The sequence below is a fragment of the Halomonas sp. genome, from assembly GCF_034520545.1.
GTDB lineage: Bacteria > Pseudomonadota > Gammaproteobacteria > Pseudomonadales > Halomonadaceae > Halomonas.
Window position 1 is genome coordinate 260775 of record NZ_JAXHNN010000003.1, and the last position, 15990, is coordinate 276764.

Consider the following 15990-nt stretch of genomic DNA (forward strand, 5'->3'; position numbering starts at 1 on the left):
TCGGGTATAGCGCCATGCAATCGACCTCCTCTTCTTCCGTTCGTTCTTCCACGCTGACGCGTCTTCCGGTGGCGCGGCTGGCCTTTCGTCCCTTCTTCCTACTGGCGGCACTGTTTAGCGTGCTCTCTCTGGGTGTTTGGTTCGCCTTCTGGCACGGTGACATCCTGCTGCGCCCTTTCGGTGGCCTGATGTTCTGGCACCAGCACGAGATGCTGTTCGGGTTTGCCGCCGCCGTGGTGGCGGGCTTCTTGCTCACGGCGGTGCAGAACTGGACCGGCTTGCCCAGCATCAAGGGTGGTCCGCTGCTGGCCCTGGTCGGGGTCTGGCTGGCCGGGCGGGTGCTGATGGCCTTTCCCCTGGGCCTGCCGCCCTGGCTGCCGGTGCTGGTCGATCTGGCGTTCCTGCCGGCAGTGGCGGGAGTGATGGCCCGGCTGGTGATCGCTGCGAAGCGCTGGCGCAACCTGATCTTCCTGCCGGCCCTGGCGCTGCTGGCGCTCGCCAATCTGGCCATGCACCTGGGGGTGTTGACCGGCGATGCCGAGATGATTCGCCAGGCTGCCTATCTGGCGGTGCTGCTGTTCTCCCTGCTGATGGTGGTGGTGGGTGGCAGGGTGATCGCCATGTTCACCGCCAACCGCCTGGGTCTGACCCGCAAGCCACCCATTCCTGCACTGGAGTATCTGAGCCTGGGGAGCGTCATGGCGGTGGTGCTGAGCCAACTGCTGATTATGCTCGGCGTGGCGGTGCCTGATGGACTGCTGGCGGCCTTGATGGGCCTGGCGGCACTCGCCAACGCCGTGCGGCTGTCGCGCTGGGGCGGCCTCCATAGCTGGCGCGAGCCGCTGCTCTGGGGGCTGCACCTGAGCTACGCCTTCATCCCCTTAGGCCTGGCGATGTGGGCCGTGGCGCTGCTTGGTGGAAGCCGCGCCGACGCCGCGCTCCATGCCCTGACCATCGGCGGCATGGGGACCATGATGCTGTCCATGATGTCGAGGGTCGCGCTCGGCCATACGGCCCGCCCCATTCGTGCCCTGCCCGGTATTGGGGTGGCCCTGGGGCTGATGGTGGCCGCGGCGTTGTTGCGCTCGCCGGTACTGGCGCTCTTTCCGCAGATCACCCACTGGACCTATAACCTGGGCATCATCTTCTGGTGTCTGGCCTACGTGATCTTCCTGTTCCACTACACGTGGCCGCTGCTGTCGGCCCGAGCCGACGGCAAGGATGGATAGGCACGGCCAGGGGGCGTCATGATCGAGCACTATGCCCTGATCAAGCATCTGCATATCACCGCAGCCACCCTTAGCATCCTGTTCTTCTTGCTGAGGGCCTGGTGGTCGGTGCGCGAGGTGCCAATGCTGCAGGCCCGCTGGGTCAAGATCGCCCCTCATATCATCGATACCCTGCTGCTGACGCTGGGCCTGGTGCTGATGGTGATGCTATCGCTATGGCCGCACCAGCATCCCTGGCTGGCGGCCAAGCTGATCGCCCTGCTGGCGTATATCGGCCTGGGCACTGTGGCGATCAAGCGCGGCAGGACGCCGCGGGTGAGGGCCGTTGCCGCCCTGGCCGCGGTGGCCACCTTCGTCTATATGCTGGGTGCCGCGATTCTCCATAGCCCGCTCTCCTGGCTAACGTGACGAGAGGCCGTGCGGCTGGCTTATACTCACCACTCACCCACGAATCAAGGAGCACAACATGTCGCAACAGGAACTTCCCGCCGGTGCCGGCCAGGTGGCCGAGCAGTATCCCGAGATCTGGGACGCGTATTCAGAATTGGGCCGGGCCTGTGCTGAATCCGGCCCACTGGACGCGCGCACTCGCCGCCTGGTCAAGCTGGCACTGGCCGTGGGGGCGCGCTCCGAAGGCGCCGTGCATTCCCATGTGCGTCGCGGGCTGGAGGAAGGCGAATCTGCCCAGGCCCTCAAGCAGGTGGCCATGCTGGCGATCCCCACCCTGGGGCTGCCCAGCGGCGTTGCGGCCCTGACCTGGATCGAGGACATCACCGAGTCTTGACCACTGCTATCCCGCGAACCAGCTAACACAAGCGTTTAATCTCCGATTGGCGATGAGGTCCCAGGGTCTGCTAGTCTCGAACTTGATACATAAGCAACACTCGACACAACAGATTCTGGAGTCTTTTTATGCGGTACAACAACAAGACACTGCTATCTCTTTCTGCCGCTGCGCTCTGCGTCGGTATGATCTCCTCTGCCTCGGCGGCCACCCTGGATGAGGTGAAGGAGCGGGGCCAGTTGCGCTGTGGCGTCAACGTCGGCCTCTCCGGCTTCTCCTCGCCCGATCAGGATGGCACCTGGCAAGGGTTGGACGTGGAGACCTGCCGTGGTATTGCCGCCGCCATCTTCGATGATCCCGAGGCGGTCTCCTTCACGCCGCTGACCGCCAAGGAGCGCTTCACCGCCCTGCAGTCCGGCGAGATAGACGTCCTCTCGCGCAACACCACCTGGACCGCGACCCGCGACAATTCGCTGGGCATGAACTTCACCGCCACCACCTTCTACGATGGCCAGGGCTTCATGGTGGCCAAGGACCTGGGTATCGAGGGTCCCGAGCAGTTCGACGGTGCCTCGATCTGCATCCAGTCCGGCACTACACACGAGCTCAACCTTGCCGACTACTTCCCCTCCCGGGGTATCGATATCCAGACAGTCACCTTCGATACTCCCGACCAGACCGCTCAGGGCTTCGCCAGCGGCCGCTGTGACATCCTGACCTCCGACACCTCACAGCTCAGCGCCCTGCGCCTGCAACTGCCGGAACCGGACAGCGTCGAGATCCTCGAGACGCTGATCTCCAAGGAGCCGCTCGGCCCGGTGGTGCGCCAGGGCGACGACCAGTGGTTCGATATCGTCAAGTGGTCGATCTTCGCCATGGTCAATGCTGAGGAGCTCGGGGTGAACAGCGACAACGTCGACGACATGAAGGCCGACCCGCCCAACCCCAAGGTGGCCCGCCTGCTGGGCGTCGAGGGTAACTACGGTGAGGATATGGGCATCGGCAAGGACTGGGCCTACAACATCATCAAGCACGTAGGCAACTACGGCGAGGTGTTCGCCAGCACCGTGGGCGAGGACTCCCCTATGCAGATCAGCCGCGGGGTTAACGCGCTGTGGAACGAGGGCGGCATCCTCTACGCACCGCCGGTCCGCTGACCCCATCCTGAACGTTCAATGACGGGGCACCACGCATGGCGACATGCGTGGTGCCGTTTCGGGTACGTCTGCGAGGCTCGATATGCTGCGTTCTTCCTCACGGGAGCGGGGGCCGCTATGGCGTGACCCCAGCTTTCGCGCCCTGCTGGTGCAGGGCATCCTGCTGCTGGCGCTTGGGGCCTTCATCTTCGTGGTGGTATCGAACACCATGGCCAACCTCGAGGCCCGAGGCATCACCACCGGCTTCGGCTTCCTCCAGGACCGGGCCGGCTTCTCCATCCCCCAGACCCTGATCGAATACTCCGGCGACAGCACCTATGCCCGCACCTTCGTGGTGGGGCTGCTCAATACCCTGCTGGTCTCGGCCATGGGCATCGTGACGGCGACCCTGATCGGCTTCGCCGTGGGCATCGCTCGGCTGTCGCCCAACTGGCTGCTGGCCCGACTGGCCAACGTCTATGTGGAGATCTTTCGCAACATCCCGCTGCTGGTGCAGATCCTGTTCTGGTACTTCGCCGTGCTGCAGGCCCTGCCCAGCCCGCGCGATAGCCATTCGCTGCTCGAGGTGGTCTTTCTCAACGTTCGCGGCGTGGTCTTCCCCGACCCACAGCCACTGGCCGGCTTCGCCGCTACCCCCTGGGCGCTGCTGGTCGCGGTGATCGCTACCTGGTGGATGGTGCGGTTCGCAAAGCGCCGTCAAGCACAGACTGGCCGGCCTCTGCCGGTGTTCAAGCTCGGCACCTTGTTGCTGATCGGCCTGCCGCTCGCTACCTTCCTGGTTACTGGCATGCCGTTGGAGTGGTCCATCCCGGAATTCAAGGGTTTCAACTTCCAGGGCGGCGTGACGGTGCTTCCCGAACTGATTGCCCTGTGGCTGGCGCTCTCTATCTACACTGCCTCCTTCATTGCCGAGATCGTGCGCTCGGGCATCCAGTCGGTGCCCCAAGGGCAGGTGGAAGCGGCCAAGGCGCTGAGCCTGCCCGCTGGCATCATCCTGCGCAAGGTAGTGATTCCTCAGGCGATGCGGGTGATCGTGCCGCAGCTCACCAGCCAGCACCTCAACCTGATCAAGAACTCCTCGCTGGCCACGGCGATCGGCTACCCGGATCTGGTGGCGGTGTTCTCCGGCACTGCGCTTAACCAGACCGGACAGGCCATCGAAATTGTCGCCATGACCATGGGCGTCTATCTGCTGATCAACCTGGTGGTGTCCGCGCTGATGAACCTCTACAACGCGCGCACGCTGCTCAAGGAGCGCTGAGATGGTGGATTCCAAGACTGTGACCGAGATGGTCGCCGAGCGCCGGCCCCCCGACCTGCGTCGCGGCGTTCTCGGCTGGCTGCGTTTCAATCTCTTCAACACGCCGCTCAACGGAGCGGTGACGCTGGTGACCGTGGCCGTGCTGGCCATGGTGCTCTGGCCCACCTTGCAATGGGCGGTGTTTCAGGCCGACTGGCTAGGCGATTCCCGCGAGGCGTGCAGTGGCGAAGGGGCCTGCTGGGTCTTCATTAGCGCACGCTTCGAGTCGATCATTTACGGCTTCTATCCGGAATCCGCACGTTGGCGGGTGGACCTGGTGTTCCTGCTCATGGCGGTGCTGGTGGCTTGGCTGGTCATCCCGCGCCTGCCCGCCAAGCGCTGGGTAGGGCTCTTTGCCCTGGTGGGCTTCCCGGTGGTGGCCTTCTTCCTGCTGGTGGGCGGTAGCTTCGGCCTCGAGCATGTGCCGACCCGCGACTGGGGCGGGTTGATGCTGACCCTGACCATTGCCACCGTGGGTATCGTCGGTTCACTGCCCATCGGGGTGGTGCTGGCGCTGGGGCGGCGTTCACAGATGCCGCTGGTACGGGGCTTCTGCGTGGTGTTCATCGAGTTCTGGCGCGGCGTTCCGCTGATCACCGTGCTCTTCATGGCCTCGGTGATGCTGCCGCTGTTCGTGCCCACGCAGGTGGAATTCGACAAGCTGCTGCGTGCCCTGGTGGGCATCATGTTCTTCTGGAGTGCCTACATGGCGGAGGTGGTTCGTGGCGGCCTGCAGGCCATCCCCAGCGGGCAGGACGAGGCGGCCAAGGCGATGGGCATGGGCTACTGGCAGCGCATGGGGCTGATCGTGCTGCCCCAGGCGCTCAAGCTGGTCATCCCCGGCATCGTCAATACCTTCATCGCGCTGTTCAAGGACACCTCGCTGGTGCTGATCATCGGGCTCTTCGACCTGCTGGCGATCATCCGCGCGGGGCTGACCGACAGCGACTGGTTGGGTTTCGCCATCGAGGGCTATGTGTTCGCCGCCCTGGTGTTCTGGGTGTTCTGTTTCAGCATGTCGCGCTACAGCCAACACATCGAACGGCGCCTGCACACCGGCCACTAGAACAATCAATCACGAACGGGGTCTTCTCATGAACGAGGCAACTGCCGCCCAGACCGACTCACCGATGATCGAGATCACCGGGCTCAACAAGTGGTTCGGCGACTTCCACGTGCTGCGCGACATCGACCTGACGGTGGAGCGGGGCGAACGCATCGTTATCTGCGGGCCTTCGGGGTCCGGCAAGTCGACATTGATTCGCTGCATCAACCACCTTGAGGAACACCAGGAAGGGCGCATCGTGGTCAATGGCATGCCCATGACCCGTGACGTGAAGCGTATCGAGCAGATTCGCCGTAACGTCGGCATGGTGTTTCAGCACTTCAACCTCTTTCCCCATCTGAGCGTGCTGGAAAACTGCTGCATCTCCCAGACCTGGGTGCAGAAGAAGCCGCGTGCCGAGGCCGAGCGCACCGCGAGAGAAATCCTCGAACGGGTGCAGATTGCCGATCAGGCCCTCAAGTACCCCGGCCAACTCTCCGGTGGCCAGCAGCAGCGGGTGGCCATTGCCCGAGCGCTGTGCATGCAGCCGGAGGTGATGCTCTTCGATGAGCCGACCTCGGCGCTAGACCCCGAGATGATCAAGGAGGTGCTCGACGTCATGGTCGAGCTGGCCCGCGACGGCATGACCATGCTCTGCGTGACCCACGAGATGGGCTTCGCCAAGACCGTGGCCGATCGGGTCATCTTCATGGATCAGGGGCAGATCATCGAGGAGGCGCCCCCTGAGACCTTCTTCAACCACCCCAAGTCCGAGCGCACTCAGCTGTTCCTCAGTCAGATCCTCGGCCACTGAGTCCTGCCTGGCGACGTCCTGTTCGGTCGTCGCCCACCTTCCTTCCTCAGAAATTGACCGGCGTCAATGCCAAACCCTGCGCTCCCCTGCTACGCTTAACATGTATTTGTTATGCATCTTAAAAGGGGACGCAGCGCTGCATGCCACGATGGGCTGCGGCACTGCCACACGAGCAAGGGGGTATGGTCCATGGCCGATGGTCTCACCAAATCGGCGGCCCGCAACATCTTCTACGGCGGGTCGCTGTTCTTCTTTCTGCTGTTTGCCGCGCTGACGGCTCACAGCCACTGGTACATGGTCAACACGTCCACCGATAGTGCAGGGCTAACCGAGTCCGTCAAGCACGGTAAGGAAGTGTGGGAAAAGAACATGTGCATCAACTGCCACAGCATTATAGGCGAAGGTGCCTACTTTGCACCTGAGCTGGGCAATGTCTGGGAGCGCTACGGGGGCCACGAGAATCCGGAGGCCGCACGTGCGGGTCTCGCCGCCTGGATTCGGGCCCAGCCGCTGGGCGCCCAGGGACGCCGCCAGATGCCGGCCTACGACTTCAGCGAGGAAGAGATGCAGTCGCTGATCGACTTCCTGGAGTGGACCGACGGTATCGATACTCAGGACTGGCCGCCTAACACCGCCGGCTGAGCCGTATGAATCAAGGAGAACGACACCGATGAAATACGAAACCCAGAAGGTGGCACTGCCATTCTTCATGGTGGCCATGGCACTCTTCGCGCTGCAGGTCGTCTTCGGGCTGCTGGCCGCCTCTGTCTATGTCTGGCCCAACTTCATGGCCGACTTCATGCCCTTCAACATCATGCGTGTCAGCCATACCAACCTGCTGATCGTGTGGCTGCTGCTCGGCTTCATGGGCTCCACCTATTACCTGATGCCGGAAGAGGCCGAGCGAGAGATCCACAGCCCTACCATTGCCTATATCCAGCTGGCCATCTTCGCCTTCGCCGGGGCCGCGGCGCTTGTCGGTTACCAGTTCGGCATTCACGAGGGACGCGAGTTCCTGGAGCAGCCGTTCTGGGTCAAGGTGCTGATTACCATCTCGTTCCTGATGTTCCTGTTCAACACCAGCATGACCCTGCTGAAGGGGCGCCGAACCGCCATTAACCTGGTACTGATGCTGGGCCTGTGGCTGGCGGCGGTGTTCTGGCTGTTCGCCTTCTACAACCCCACCAACCTCGCCGTGGACAAGCTCTACTGGTGGTGGGTGGTGCACCTCTGGGTCGAGGGCGTCTGGGAGCTGATCATGGCGGCGCTGCTGGGCTACCTGCTGATCAAGATGACCGGTGTCGACCGCGAGGTGATCGAGAAGTGGCTGTATATCATCGTCGGCCTGTCGCTCTTCTCGGGCCTGCTGGGTACAGGCCACCACTATTACTGGATCGGTGCGCCGAGCTACTGGCAGCCCATCGGCAGCATCTTCTCCACGCTGGAGGTAATCCCCTTCTTCGCCATGGTGGTATTCGCCTTCACCATGTTCTGGAAGGGCAGCCGTAACCACCCCAACAAGGCCGCCATGCTGTGGGCCCTGGGTTGCCCGGCCGTGGCCTTCTTCGGCGCCGGCGTGTGGGGCTTCATGCACACCCTGCACTGGGTCAACTACTACAGCCATGGTACCCAGGTCACCGCCGCCCATGGCCACCTGGCCTTCTACGGCGCCTATGTGATGCTGATTCTCGGCATCATCACCTTCGCCATGCCGCATCTGCGCCGCGTCCAGCCCTACAACCAGGTGCTGAACATGTGGGGCTTCTGGATCATGACCGGTGCCATGTGTTTCATGACCTTCACGCTGACCTTTGCCGGTGTCGTCCAGACTCACCTGCAGCGCGTGCTGGGCATGAATTTCATGGAGGTACAGAGCCAGCTCGGCCTCTTCTACATGATGCGCCTGGGCGCCGGTGTCGCCGTGGCCATCGGTGCGGTGATGCTGCTCTACGCCTTCTTCGGCCCGGCCCGCGAGCAGGTGCCCGCCGGTGGCACGCAGATGACCGCAGGCCCCGAGCACGCCTGACCAACAGAGGGCCCCGGTCGGGGCCCTCTTTCGTTCGGTTCTTCGTACATCACCCTGACAGGAGTGATCTTCATGCCTCTTTCCTCCGTGGCCGCCGAGGCCAGCGAGCAAGAGATTCCCTACTACGAGAGTGTCGGCAACGAGTGCACGATGTTCGAGCAGGCGTTCCAGCAACGCCTGCCCCTGCTGCTCAAGGGGCCGACCGGCTGTGGCAAGACCCGCTTCGTCAGCCATATGGCAGCGAAGCTCGGCAAGCCGCTGTTCACCGTCTCCTGCCACGATGACCTGACCGCCGCCGACCTGACCGGGCGCTATCTGCTGCAGGGTGGCGAGACCCGCTGGGTCGACGGTCCCCTGACCCGCGCCGTGCGCGAGGGCGGTATCTGCTACCTCGACGAGGTGGTGGAAGCTCGCAAGGATGTCACCGTGGTGATGCACCCGCTCACCGACGATCGACGCCTGCTGCCGCTGGAACGCACCGGTGAGCTGCTCGAGGCGCCTGACGACTTCATGCTGGTGGTCTCCTACAACCCCGGCTATCAGCATATCCTCAAGTCCCTGAAGCCCAGCACCCGCCAGCGTTTCGTGGCAATGTCCTTCGACTTCCCGCCCCCCCATGTCGAGCGCGACATCGTGGCCCGCGAGAGTGGCCTGGATGCGGAGCGCTGCGCTTCTTTGGTCAACCTGGCAGCCAGCCTGCGCGACATGAAGGGCCAGGACCTGGAGGAGGGTGTCTCCACCCGCCTGCTGGTCTACTGCGCGACCTTGATCCATGCCGGCATGCCGATCCTCGATGCCGCTCGCGCCACCCTGGTGGAGCCGCTCTCCGACGACACCGACGTCCAGGAAGGACTCATGGAAGCCATTCAGGCCACCTTTGGCTAATGAGACACTTTGTTATTACGGAAGGGGCGCCGGGGGTAAGCCGAAGAGGAGGTCCTACGCCAGGGATGGCGTCGGTAGCGTACAGGGAGGTATTCACAGCGCCTCCTCGCAGGCTTGCCACCGGATTAGCCCCGAGTTGTGAGAACCCGCTTCGCCTTACCCGGGAGCTTGATCATGCTGGACTTTCTTGAGGTCGAGGAGACCGTCGGCCGTTTCTGGCACCGCTGGGCCTCCGGCGCGGAGAGCTATCCGGATCACCCCGAGGCGGCGGTTAGCCTCGAGAGCCTGCGCCCCATGCTCAGCGTCTTTTTCCGTGCCGGTGGCGGCGAGCAGGGCATCGAGGTGGCCGCCATCGCCCGTCGCGCCTCGGCCCACCGGCTAAGCCTGCGTCAGCGCCTGGGACTTGACGAGGAGGACCTCGACCAGGCTCGCCGCGACGAGGAGAACCTGCTGCTGCCGCCACGCCTGGCGCTCTTTCCGGAGGCCGCCCTCAACCGTGACCTCTATCTCTGGCTAACCGCCTTCCTCGCCGAAGCCCGGCCGGTGACGCTTTCCGCGGACCCGCTGCAGGCCGATCTGCAGCGCCTGCGCGAGGCGCGTCGCACGACACGGGCCGCCCTGGCCCGCTTCCCGGGGCTGATGGATCGCTATGTCCGCCTCTGCGGGGAACTGCTCGCCATCCGCCCGCGGCGCATGCGGCTGCCTGCCCGCGAAGCGGACCTGGAGGCCGCGGTGCGGGCAGAGCTTGGCGCACCCGACCCCGAGGGGGGATGGGCCGCGGCCATGCAGCGCGCCATCCGCGAGCCGGACTTTTCACTCGAGGAGTTCCACGCGCCACGCGGCTACCGCCCGCCGCTGCCGGTGCCGCTGTGGGGCCAGGCCGTGACCCTGGGGACCCGTGACGGGGCCCGCGAAGCCACCGTCGACGATGATGAAGAGATGGCGTCGGCAGGCGACTCGCCCGAGGACGACCAGGGCAAGCGCAAGGCCGACCGTCGCGAGCAGGACCAGGCCGACCGCGACGACCCGTTGATGCTCAACAACATGGAGAAGATGCTCTCCTGGGCCGAAATGGTGAACCTCAATCGCCTCGTGGATGACGATGAGGAAGAGGAAGCGAAAAAGGCCGCCGACCAGATCGACGAGATCGTGCTGACGCCCAACCGCAAGAAGGCGGCCACCCGGCTCAAGCTCGACCTCGACCTGGCCCCGGATGAGGTCGCTGGGGGTCGGCTGAAGGGGCGCCATACCTATCCCGAGTGGAACCATCGCAAACAGGCTTACCTGCCGGATCACTGCGTGGTGCTCAGCGACGTGCAGAGCGAGGAGGGGGAGAACTGGACCCCCGACGAGTCGACCCGGCGACGCATTCGCCGCGTGCGCCGCGAGTTCGAGGCCCTGCGCCCGAGGCGCGAGATCCTGCGTGGCCAGTTGGACGGCAGCGAACTCGACATGGACGCGGTGATTCGCTCGCACTGTGACCTGGCCGCCACCGGCGAATCCAGCGACCGGCTCTATCTGGATAGCCGCACCCAGGCCCGCGACCTGGCGGTATCGATCCTGGTGGACGTCTCGCTCTCCACCGAGGCCTGGCTGGAGGATCGCCGGGTGCTTGACGTGGCCAAGGAGGCGCTACTTGTGCTGGGTCACGGTCTGGCCGGCTGCGGTGACGACTACTCGATCCATAGCTTCACGTCTCAGCGGCGTCACAAGGTGTGGGTCAACACCCTCAAGGAGTTCGATGAACCCATGGGTGACCGGGTCTCGCGGCGCATCGCCGCCCTCAAGCCGGGTTCCTATACCCGCATGGGGCCGGCGATCCGCCACTTGACCGGCCAACTGGCCGAGCGCCCCAACCGGCACCGCTTGCTGCTGATCCTCACCGACGGCAAGCCCAACGACAACGACTACTACGAAGGGCGTTACGGCATCGAGGACACCCGCAAGGCGGTGCTCGAGGCGCGCCGCCAGGAGGTGCGGGTGTTCGGCGTGACCATTGATCGCGAGGCGGGGCGCTATATCCCGCACCTGTTTGGCCGCGGCGGCTATGCCATCGTGCAGCGTCCTGAGCACCTCTCCCAGGCGCTGCCGGGGATCTATCGCCAGATCATCGCCACCTGAGCCACTCTTCGAGGAGCCTCGTCATGACGACGCCGACCCGACTCATCCTCGCCGTGGCGATCTGGTGCCTGGCCGCCGTGGCAGTGATGCTGCCGCTGGTGTGGCTGATCAACAACCGCGATTGGGGCATCGGCCTGATGTTGCTGGTGCCCTTCGTGGTCTACGGCCTGCTGCGCCTGGGGCGTGCCCTGGAAGGCTGGGCTCGGGGAAGCGAGCCGCCGTCGGGATAGTGTGAGGCGGCGCGACTTTTCCTGGTCTAGGTCAGGGCGGTTCGGATCAAGTCTCTATCGGCTTGCCGCCATGCTTCTCGTTGCGGGTGAGCATCGGTAAGCGCGCTTACTGCAACGACATGATCTCTCCGTGCAGCCGGGCCAGGCGGCCCAGCAGCTGATTGCGTGGGCCGGGGGGAATGTCCTGATCGATCAGCGTCTGTTGCATGTGCTCGACCAGGGCATTGAAGTGGGCGTCGGTGATGCCCATGTGCTGGTGGGCGCGATCCATGGGCGGTCCGCTGTAGACGCAGGGGCCGTCACTGATGCTGCAGATCTGCTCCTCCAGTGAGGTGACGAAGCGGTCGATATTGGTATTGGCGAAGAACACCACGATCTCGTCGTCACCGGCCAGGCGATAGGTGAAGTCCTCGACGATCGCTGCCACGCCCGACTCGCCGCCCAACTGGGTATACAGGGTCGGCGTTGGTGAGGTGGGACGCTGCACGCAGCCGCTCAGCAACAGGGCGAGCAGGGCGAGGACGACAAGGTGGCGAACGAGTTTCATGGAGGGCTCCTGCCTAGAAGGCGACCTGTAACGACAGGTAGCCGCCACGCTGCTGGTCCAGACCGGCGATCGAGCCCAGGTCGAGCCACGCACCGGTCAGCGACACCTGCTTGTTGAAGAAGTAGGCGCTGTAGAGATCCTGCCAGTCATCCTCACGGGCGAAGCCGAGATTGTCGGGCTTCTGGCGATACTCCATGCCCACCACCCAGTGCGGGGTGAGAAACAGGCCCACCGAGCCCTCCGCCACCAGGGAGCGACTCTCTTTCTCGTCACCACCGAAGCCCAGCAGGCCGCCCTGGTTCGCCCGGGTCGAACGCAGCGTGAGGTTGAGCAGCAGGTTGCGACCGGCCACGGCGTCGAACAGCAGCTTGCTGCCGCTGAGGTAAATGTCGTTGCCCTGGGTCGAGTCCGCGCCTACCGCCCGGGCCAGGCTGCCGTCATCCAGACGCTTGTGCTGTACGCCCAGGCTCCAGATGCCCCAGGGGTGATAGAGTACGTCGCCGACCAGCCGCAGCTTGAGGCCGTGAATATCCTGTTCCAAGTCGCCGCCAAGGGTGTCCAGGCCCAGGCGCTGGCGGGCGAAAGACACTTCGAGCCGGTCCTGCCAGTTGAACGCGACACCGCTGACCGCTAGCCGATAGTCGTCGAGCCGGGCCTCGGTGCGGTTCGCGGTGATGGCCCATTCGCCCTCGCTGGCGGTGCCGGCCAGCACCCCCCAGGGCGAGAGACCACCCCCGGCGGCGCCCTCGATCTGCGTTACGCCACCGGTGCCCAGCAGCCTGCTACCGGCCAGGGTGGGGGAGGTGGTGATGATCACCCAGAGCAGCAGGCCCATTCCTGAAAAGAGGCGTTTGCAGAAAAGGCTGGCGAATCGCGGCGGGTGGATCATGGGGTCTGCTCCTCGGACAGAGAGGCCTGATGCTGGGTGGCCCAGTCGACGATATGGTCGGCCGCCAGTGGCCGTGAAATCAGGTAGCCCTGCAGAGTGTCGCAGCCAAGCCGTTCGAGCAGTGCTCGCGCGTCGGCGGTTTCCACCCCCTCGGCGAGGATCTCGAGGCCCAGGTTATGGCCGAGCTCGATGGTGGAGCGCACGATGATCTCGTCGTCGGCGCTCTCCTCGAGCTTGAGGATGAACGACTTGTCGATCTTGAGCTCCTGGACGGGCAGGCGCTTGAGCTGAGCCAGCGACGAATAACCGGTGCCGAAGTCATCCACGGCGATACGCAGACCCGCACGGCGCAGCTCTTCGAGCTGTCGGCTGGCGTGTTCGGGGTCTTGCATGATGGCGCTCTCGGTAACTTCGAGACGTAGACGCTCCGGCCCCATTCCGTATTCTGCCAGGCAGCTGCGCAGCCGGGCGGGCAGATCGATATCGGTGACGTCCTTGGCCGAGAGATTGATCGCAGCCACCAGCGAACAGCCCTCGTGGTCCCAGGCGTGGAGCTGGGCGCATACCTTGTTCAGCATCCAGCGGGTCAGGCGATGAATATGCCCTGAGTGTTCGGCGAGGGCGATGAATTCGTCCGGTGGGATGAAGCCCAGGTTGGGGTGATGCCAGCGCATCAGCGCCTCGACGCCGGAAAGTCGCCCGGTCCGGGCGTCGAGCTGGGGCTGGTAGACCAGCGTGAGCTGGTCCTGGGTCACCGCTTCCTGCAGGTCGCGTACCAGCGTCAGTTGGCGCAGATGCAGTTCGTCCTGACCCTCCAGGTAGCACTGATGCCCACGCCGGGCACGGCGGGCCATGTCCAGGGCGATTTCGGCGCGCCGCAGCAACAGCGTGGCATTGTCGCCATGCAGGGGATAGCGCACCTCGCCGATGCCCAGCGTAAGACGAATCGGCGAACCTTCCAGATCGATCGGTTGGGCCAGGCGCTCCTGCAGCGCCACCAGCCAGCCTTGCTCGGCGGCCGGCGCTGCCAGGAACAGCATGAATTCGTCGCCGCTGAGGCGGTAGGCCTCGACCTGCGGTGGAGGCAGGCGGTCGAGGCGTTCGGCCAGAACCTTCAATACCTGATCGCCGATGGCATAGCCGAAGGTGTCGTTGATGGTACGAAAGTCGGTGATCGAGAGGCGCAGCAGGGTAAAGTCCTCATCCTGGGCGATGGCGTCGTCGATGTCCTGTACCGCCGAATGGCGGTTGGCAAGGTTAGTGAGCTGATCATGGCGAGACTGATAGCGCAGCGTGGTTTCACGCCTGGCGATGTCCTCCTGCATGGTCAGTAGCGTATCGGCGAGCAGTCCGATCTCGCCTTTCGGCGATACCTTGATGTCGCTCAGGCGCTCACCGTGACCGATGCGGCGGGCGGCATCGACGAGCGTGGTCAACGGCCGCGCCATGCTGCGCGCACTCAGTGCGGCGATCACCGCAGTCAACAGCAGCGTCAGGGCAAAGATGACTAGTAACTGCCAGCGAAGCGCCGCATAAGCGGTGAGCAGGTCGCTGCGCCGATGCTGCGCCACCGCATAGGCCTGTCCTTCCTCGCCGTCATAGAGCAATTGGCTGCGGCTCAGGTAGCGCTCGTCGGCGACCAGTGCATCGCGCTGATCTTCATTGACGAAGCGGGTTTCCAGGCGGGTCAGGGCGCCGATCTCCTCGGCCAAGTCGGCATCGAGCAAAAAGCCCATGCCGACCCAGCCGATCAGACCCGGGGCGCGCACCGGCATCAGCACGAACTGATAGGGGCGCCCTTCGTGCATCACCACCTCGACTGCCTCTCCATCCTCGCGAGCCTGTTGCCAAAGTTCGGGGAAGGGCAGGGGGATCTCGGGCGGATGGTGGCTGCTGGCCAGCAACTGGCCCTCGGGGTCGCCGAGCAGCACCATGTCGGCGTTGGCGCGGTCGCCGTGGTTGGCGAGCACGCTGATCAGGGTGTCGGTGTCCTGGGTGGCCACGGCACTCTTGAAGCCGAAGTCCGAGGCGAGTATCGCCACGTTGTCGCGTAGCTGGCGGCCGCGTTCCTCGAGAAGTTGACGCGTGACGTCAAGCCCCACGCCGAGTTCGCGTTCGCCTCTTGCCAACGTGTCCTGCTGAAGCGTTCGCAGCGTAGCTCCCGCGGCTACCAGCTGAGCGATGACTACGACGGCCAGCATTACCAGTAGAAGGCGGCGGCGAAACGACATTCACGACCCCTCGCGGTCTTGGAGCGCCTGCTTGAAACGTTCTTGTAATGCCGAGGGCTCGGCGGGTACCGGCAGTCTGGCCTCGAGGTCGAGCGCCACGGTACGGGTTTCTCCCTGGATGATCTGTCCTTCCCACCACTGTTGATGCGTGTCATCCAGGCGAGGATGCCAGATCCGCAACGCATGTCGACCAGCCGGGAGATCAGGCAGAGCCACTCGGCCGTCGGCGTCGGTTTTGACGATGCGGGGGGCGTCGCTGACCACGATGAAGGCCTGCATGTGGTCATGGATATTGCAGCCCAGTACTACCACGCCAGCCTGGTCGAAAATCACGGGTGGCGGTGTTTCCTGCAAGTAGAGTTCCAGGTCGAAGACCTTGGCCGGCGAAAAGGAAAAGACGTGATGGCGGGTGGTATCGCGGTTGGGAAAGGTGACCCGGCTACCCACGGCTACCACCGAGACATGCGGGATGAAATTGGCATCGCGCTGCGTCACCTGGGCAGTGTGGTTGGCCGCCGGGGACGCGTTGGGAAGTTGCACCTCGATCACGGCATTTTCCAGCGGCTCGCCGCTGCTGGCATCGATCACCTGCAACTGGGCGCCGCCCGCCGGCTTCGCCAGGAAAAGGCCCAGGCAGAGCCAGGCCAGGCATCCGAGGACGGGTTTGCCGTTAATCATCTGCGCCTCGTCTTCGTCGCTGGAGGTATCAGTCGCCGGGAAGGCTCGGATCGG

The 15990-nt window shown here is 64.3% G+C and carries 16 protein-coding genes; 12 read left to right on the forward strand and 4 right to left on the reverse strand.

The annotated features are described in order from the left end of the window. The first annotated feature begins 14 nt into the window (after positions 1-14). The 12 genes from U5L98_RS03210 to U5L98_RS03265 all read left to right on the forward strand — a co-directional run bounded on the left by U5L98_RS03210 (position 15) and on the right by U5L98_RS03265 (position 11591). Positions 15-1229, forward strand: a complete 1215-nt coding sequence (locus U5L98_RS03210) for an NnrS family protein (protein ID WP_322556903.1) — start codon at positions 15-17, stop codon at positions 1227-1229. Positions 1230-1247: 18 nt separating this feature from the next. Then, positions 1248-1637, forward strand: coding sequence for a SirB2 family protein (locus U5L98_RS03215; RefSeq protein ID WP_416208167.1), 390 nt, complete (start codon positions 1248-1250; stop codon positions 1635-1637). Between the two features lie 58 nt (positions 1638-1695). After that, entirely contained in the window at positions 1696-2013 is a 318-nt protein-coding gene (locus U5L98_RS03220) for a carboxymuconolactone decarboxylase family protein (protein WP_322556904.1), read from the forward strand. Between the two features lie 128 nt (positions 2014-2141). Continuing rightward, entirely contained in the window at positions 2142-3170 is a 1029-nt protein-coding gene (locus U5L98_RS03225) for an amino acid ABC transporter substrate-binding protein (protein ID WP_322556905.1), read from the forward strand. Between the two features lie 82 nt (positions 3171-3252). Then, positions 3253-4431 (forward strand): amino acid ABC transporter permease, encoded by a 1179-nt coding sequence (locus U5L98_RS03230; protein ID WP_322556906.1) that lies wholly within the window; start codon positions 3253-3255, stop codon positions 4429-4431. Position 4432: 1 nt separating this feature from the next. Then, positions 4433-5536, forward strand: a complete 1104-nt coding sequence (locus U5L98_RS03235; protein WP_322556907.1) for an amino acid ABC transporter permease — start codon at positions 4433-4435, stop codon at positions 5534-5536. Between the two features lie 64 nt (positions 5537-5600). Next, on the forward strand, positions 5601-6329 hold the full coding sequence (locus U5L98_RS03240; RefSeq protein ID WP_416208170.1) for an amino acid ABC transporter ATP-binding protein: 729 nt from the start codon (positions 5601-5603) through the stop codon (positions 6327-6329). A gap of 189 nt (positions 6330-6518) precedes the next feature. Next, the gene (locus U5L98_RS03245) at positions 6519-6971 is read left to right on the forward strand and encodes a cytochrome c (RefSeq protein ID WP_322556909.1); all 453 of its coding nucleotides are present in this window, start codon (positions 6519-6521) and stop codon (positions 6969-6971) included. 28 nt (positions 6972-6999) lie between these two features. Further along, entirely contained in the window at positions 7000-8355 is a 1356-nt protein-coding gene (locus U5L98_RS03250; protein ID WP_322556910.1) for a cbb3-type cytochrome c oxidase subunit I, read from the forward strand. A gap of 72 nt (positions 8356-8427) precedes the next feature. After that, positions 8428-9240, forward strand: a complete 813-nt coding sequence (locus U5L98_RS03255) for a CbbQ/NirQ/NorQ/GpvN family protein (RefSeq protein WP_322556911.1) — start codon at positions 8428-8430, stop codon at positions 9238-9240. 174 nt (positions 9241-9414) lie between these two features. Beyond that, positions 9415-11361: a nitric oxide reductase activation protein NorD gene (locus U5L98_RS03260; protein WP_322556912.1), complete on the forward strand. Its 1947-nt coding sequence runs from the start codon at positions 9415-9417 to the stop codon at positions 11359-11361. Between the two features lie 23 nt (positions 11362-11384). Further along, entirely contained in the window at positions 11385-11591 is a 207-nt protein-coding gene (locus U5L98_RS03265; RefSeq protein WP_322556913.1) for a hypothetical protein, read from the forward strand. A gap of 106 nt (positions 11592-11697) precedes the next feature. On the opposite strand, the gene U5L98_RS03270 is transcribed toward U5L98_RS03265, so the two are convergent. From U5L98_RS03270 to U5L98_RS03285, 4 genes are read right to left on the reverse strand one after another with little or no spacing between them, the layout of a single operon-like run. Then, positions 11698-12138, reverse strand: a complete 441-nt coding sequence (locus tag U5L98_RS03270; protein ID WP_322556914.1) for a group 1 truncated hemoglobin — start codon at positions 12136-12138, stop codon at positions 11698-11700. 13 nt (positions 12139-12151) lie between these two features. Further along, positions 12152-13027 (reverse strand): DUF3034 family protein, encoded by an 876-nt coding sequence (locus tag U5L98_RS03275; RefSeq protein ID WP_322556915.1) that lies wholly within the window; start codon positions 13025-13027, stop codon positions 12152-12154. Then, positions 13024-15258, reverse strand: coding sequence for a putative bifunctional diguanylate cyclase/phosphodiesterase (locus tag U5L98_RS03280; RefSeq protein WP_322556916.1), 2235 nt, complete (start codon positions 15256-15258; stop codon positions 13024-13026). The genes U5L98_RS03275 and U5L98_RS03280 overlap by 4 nt, the downstream gene beginning before the upstream one ends. Beyond that, a complete protein-coding gene (locus tag U5L98_RS03285; RefSeq protein ID WP_322556917.1) occupies positions 15259-15936 on the reverse strand; it encodes a Cupredoxin in 678 nt (225 codons plus the stop codon). Positions 15937-15990 lie beyond the last annotated feature (54 nt).

Bases quoted from the DNA above. Each gene is read 5' to 3' on its own strand.
- U5L98_RS03255 (WP_322556911.1), top strand. From the start codon at position 8,428: ATGCCTCTTTCCTCCGTGGCCGCCGAGGCCAGCGAGCAAGAGATTCCC.
- U5L98_RS03235 (WP_322556907.1), top strand. From the start codon at position 4,433: ATGGTGGATTCCAAGACTGTGACCGAGATGGTCGCCGAGCGCCGGCCC.
- U5L98_RS03250 (WP_322556910.1), top strand. From the start codon at position 7,000: ATGAAATACGAAACCCAGAAGGTGGCACTGCCATTCTTCATGGTGGCC.
- U5L98_RS03260 (WP_322556912.1), top strand. From the start codon at position 9,415: ATGCTGGACTTTCTTGAGGTCGAGGAGACCGTCGGCCGTTTCTGGCAC.
- U5L98_RS03270 (WP_322556914.1), bottom strand. From the start codon at position 12,138: ATGAAACTCGTTCGCCACCTTGTCGTCCTCGCCCTGCTCGCCCTGTTG.
- U5L98_RS03240 (WP_416208170.1), top strand. From the start codon at position 5,601: ATGATCGAGATCACCGGGCTCAACAAGTGGTTCGGCGACTTCCACGTG.
- U5L98_RS03275 (WP_322556915.1), bottom strand. From the start codon at position 13,027: ATGATCCACCCGCCGCGATTCGCCAGCCTTTTCTGCAAACGCCTCTTT.
- U5L98_RS03280 (WP_322556916.1), bottom strand. From the start codon at position 15,258: ATGTCGTTTCGCCGCCGCCTTCTACTGGTAATGCTGGCCGTCGTAGTC.
- U5L98_RS03220 (WP_322556904.1), top strand. From the start codon at position 1,696: ATGTCGCAACAGGAACTTCCCGCCGGTGCCGGCCAGGTGGCCGAGCAG.
- U5L98_RS03225 (WP_322556905.1), top strand. From the start codon at position 2,142: ATGCGGTACAACAACAAGACACTGCTATCTCTTTCTGCCGCTGCGCTC.
- U5L98_RS03245 (WP_322556909.1), top strand. From the start codon at position 6,519: ATGGCCGATGGTCTCACCAAATCGGCGGCCCGCAACATCTTCTACGGC.
- U5L98_RS03210 (WP_322556903.1), top strand. From the start codon at position 15: ATGCAATCGACCTCCTCTTCTTCCGTTCGTTCTTCCACGCTGACGCGT.
- U5L98_RS03265 (WP_322556913.1), top strand. From the start codon at position 11,385: ATGACGACGCCGACCCGACTCATCCTCGCCGTGGCGATCTGGTGCCTG.
- U5L98_RS03230 (WP_322556906.1), top strand. From the start codon at position 3,253: ATGCTGCGTTCTTCCTCACGGGAGCGGGGGCCGCTATGGCGTGACCCC.
- U5L98_RS03215 (WP_416208167.1), top strand. From the start codon at position 1,248: ATGATCGAGCACTATGCCCTGATCAAGCATCTGCATATCACCGCAGCC.
- U5L98_RS03285 (WP_322556917.1), bottom strand. From the start codon at position 15,936: ATGATTAACGGCAAACCCGTCCTCGGATGCCTGGCCTGGCTCTGCCTG.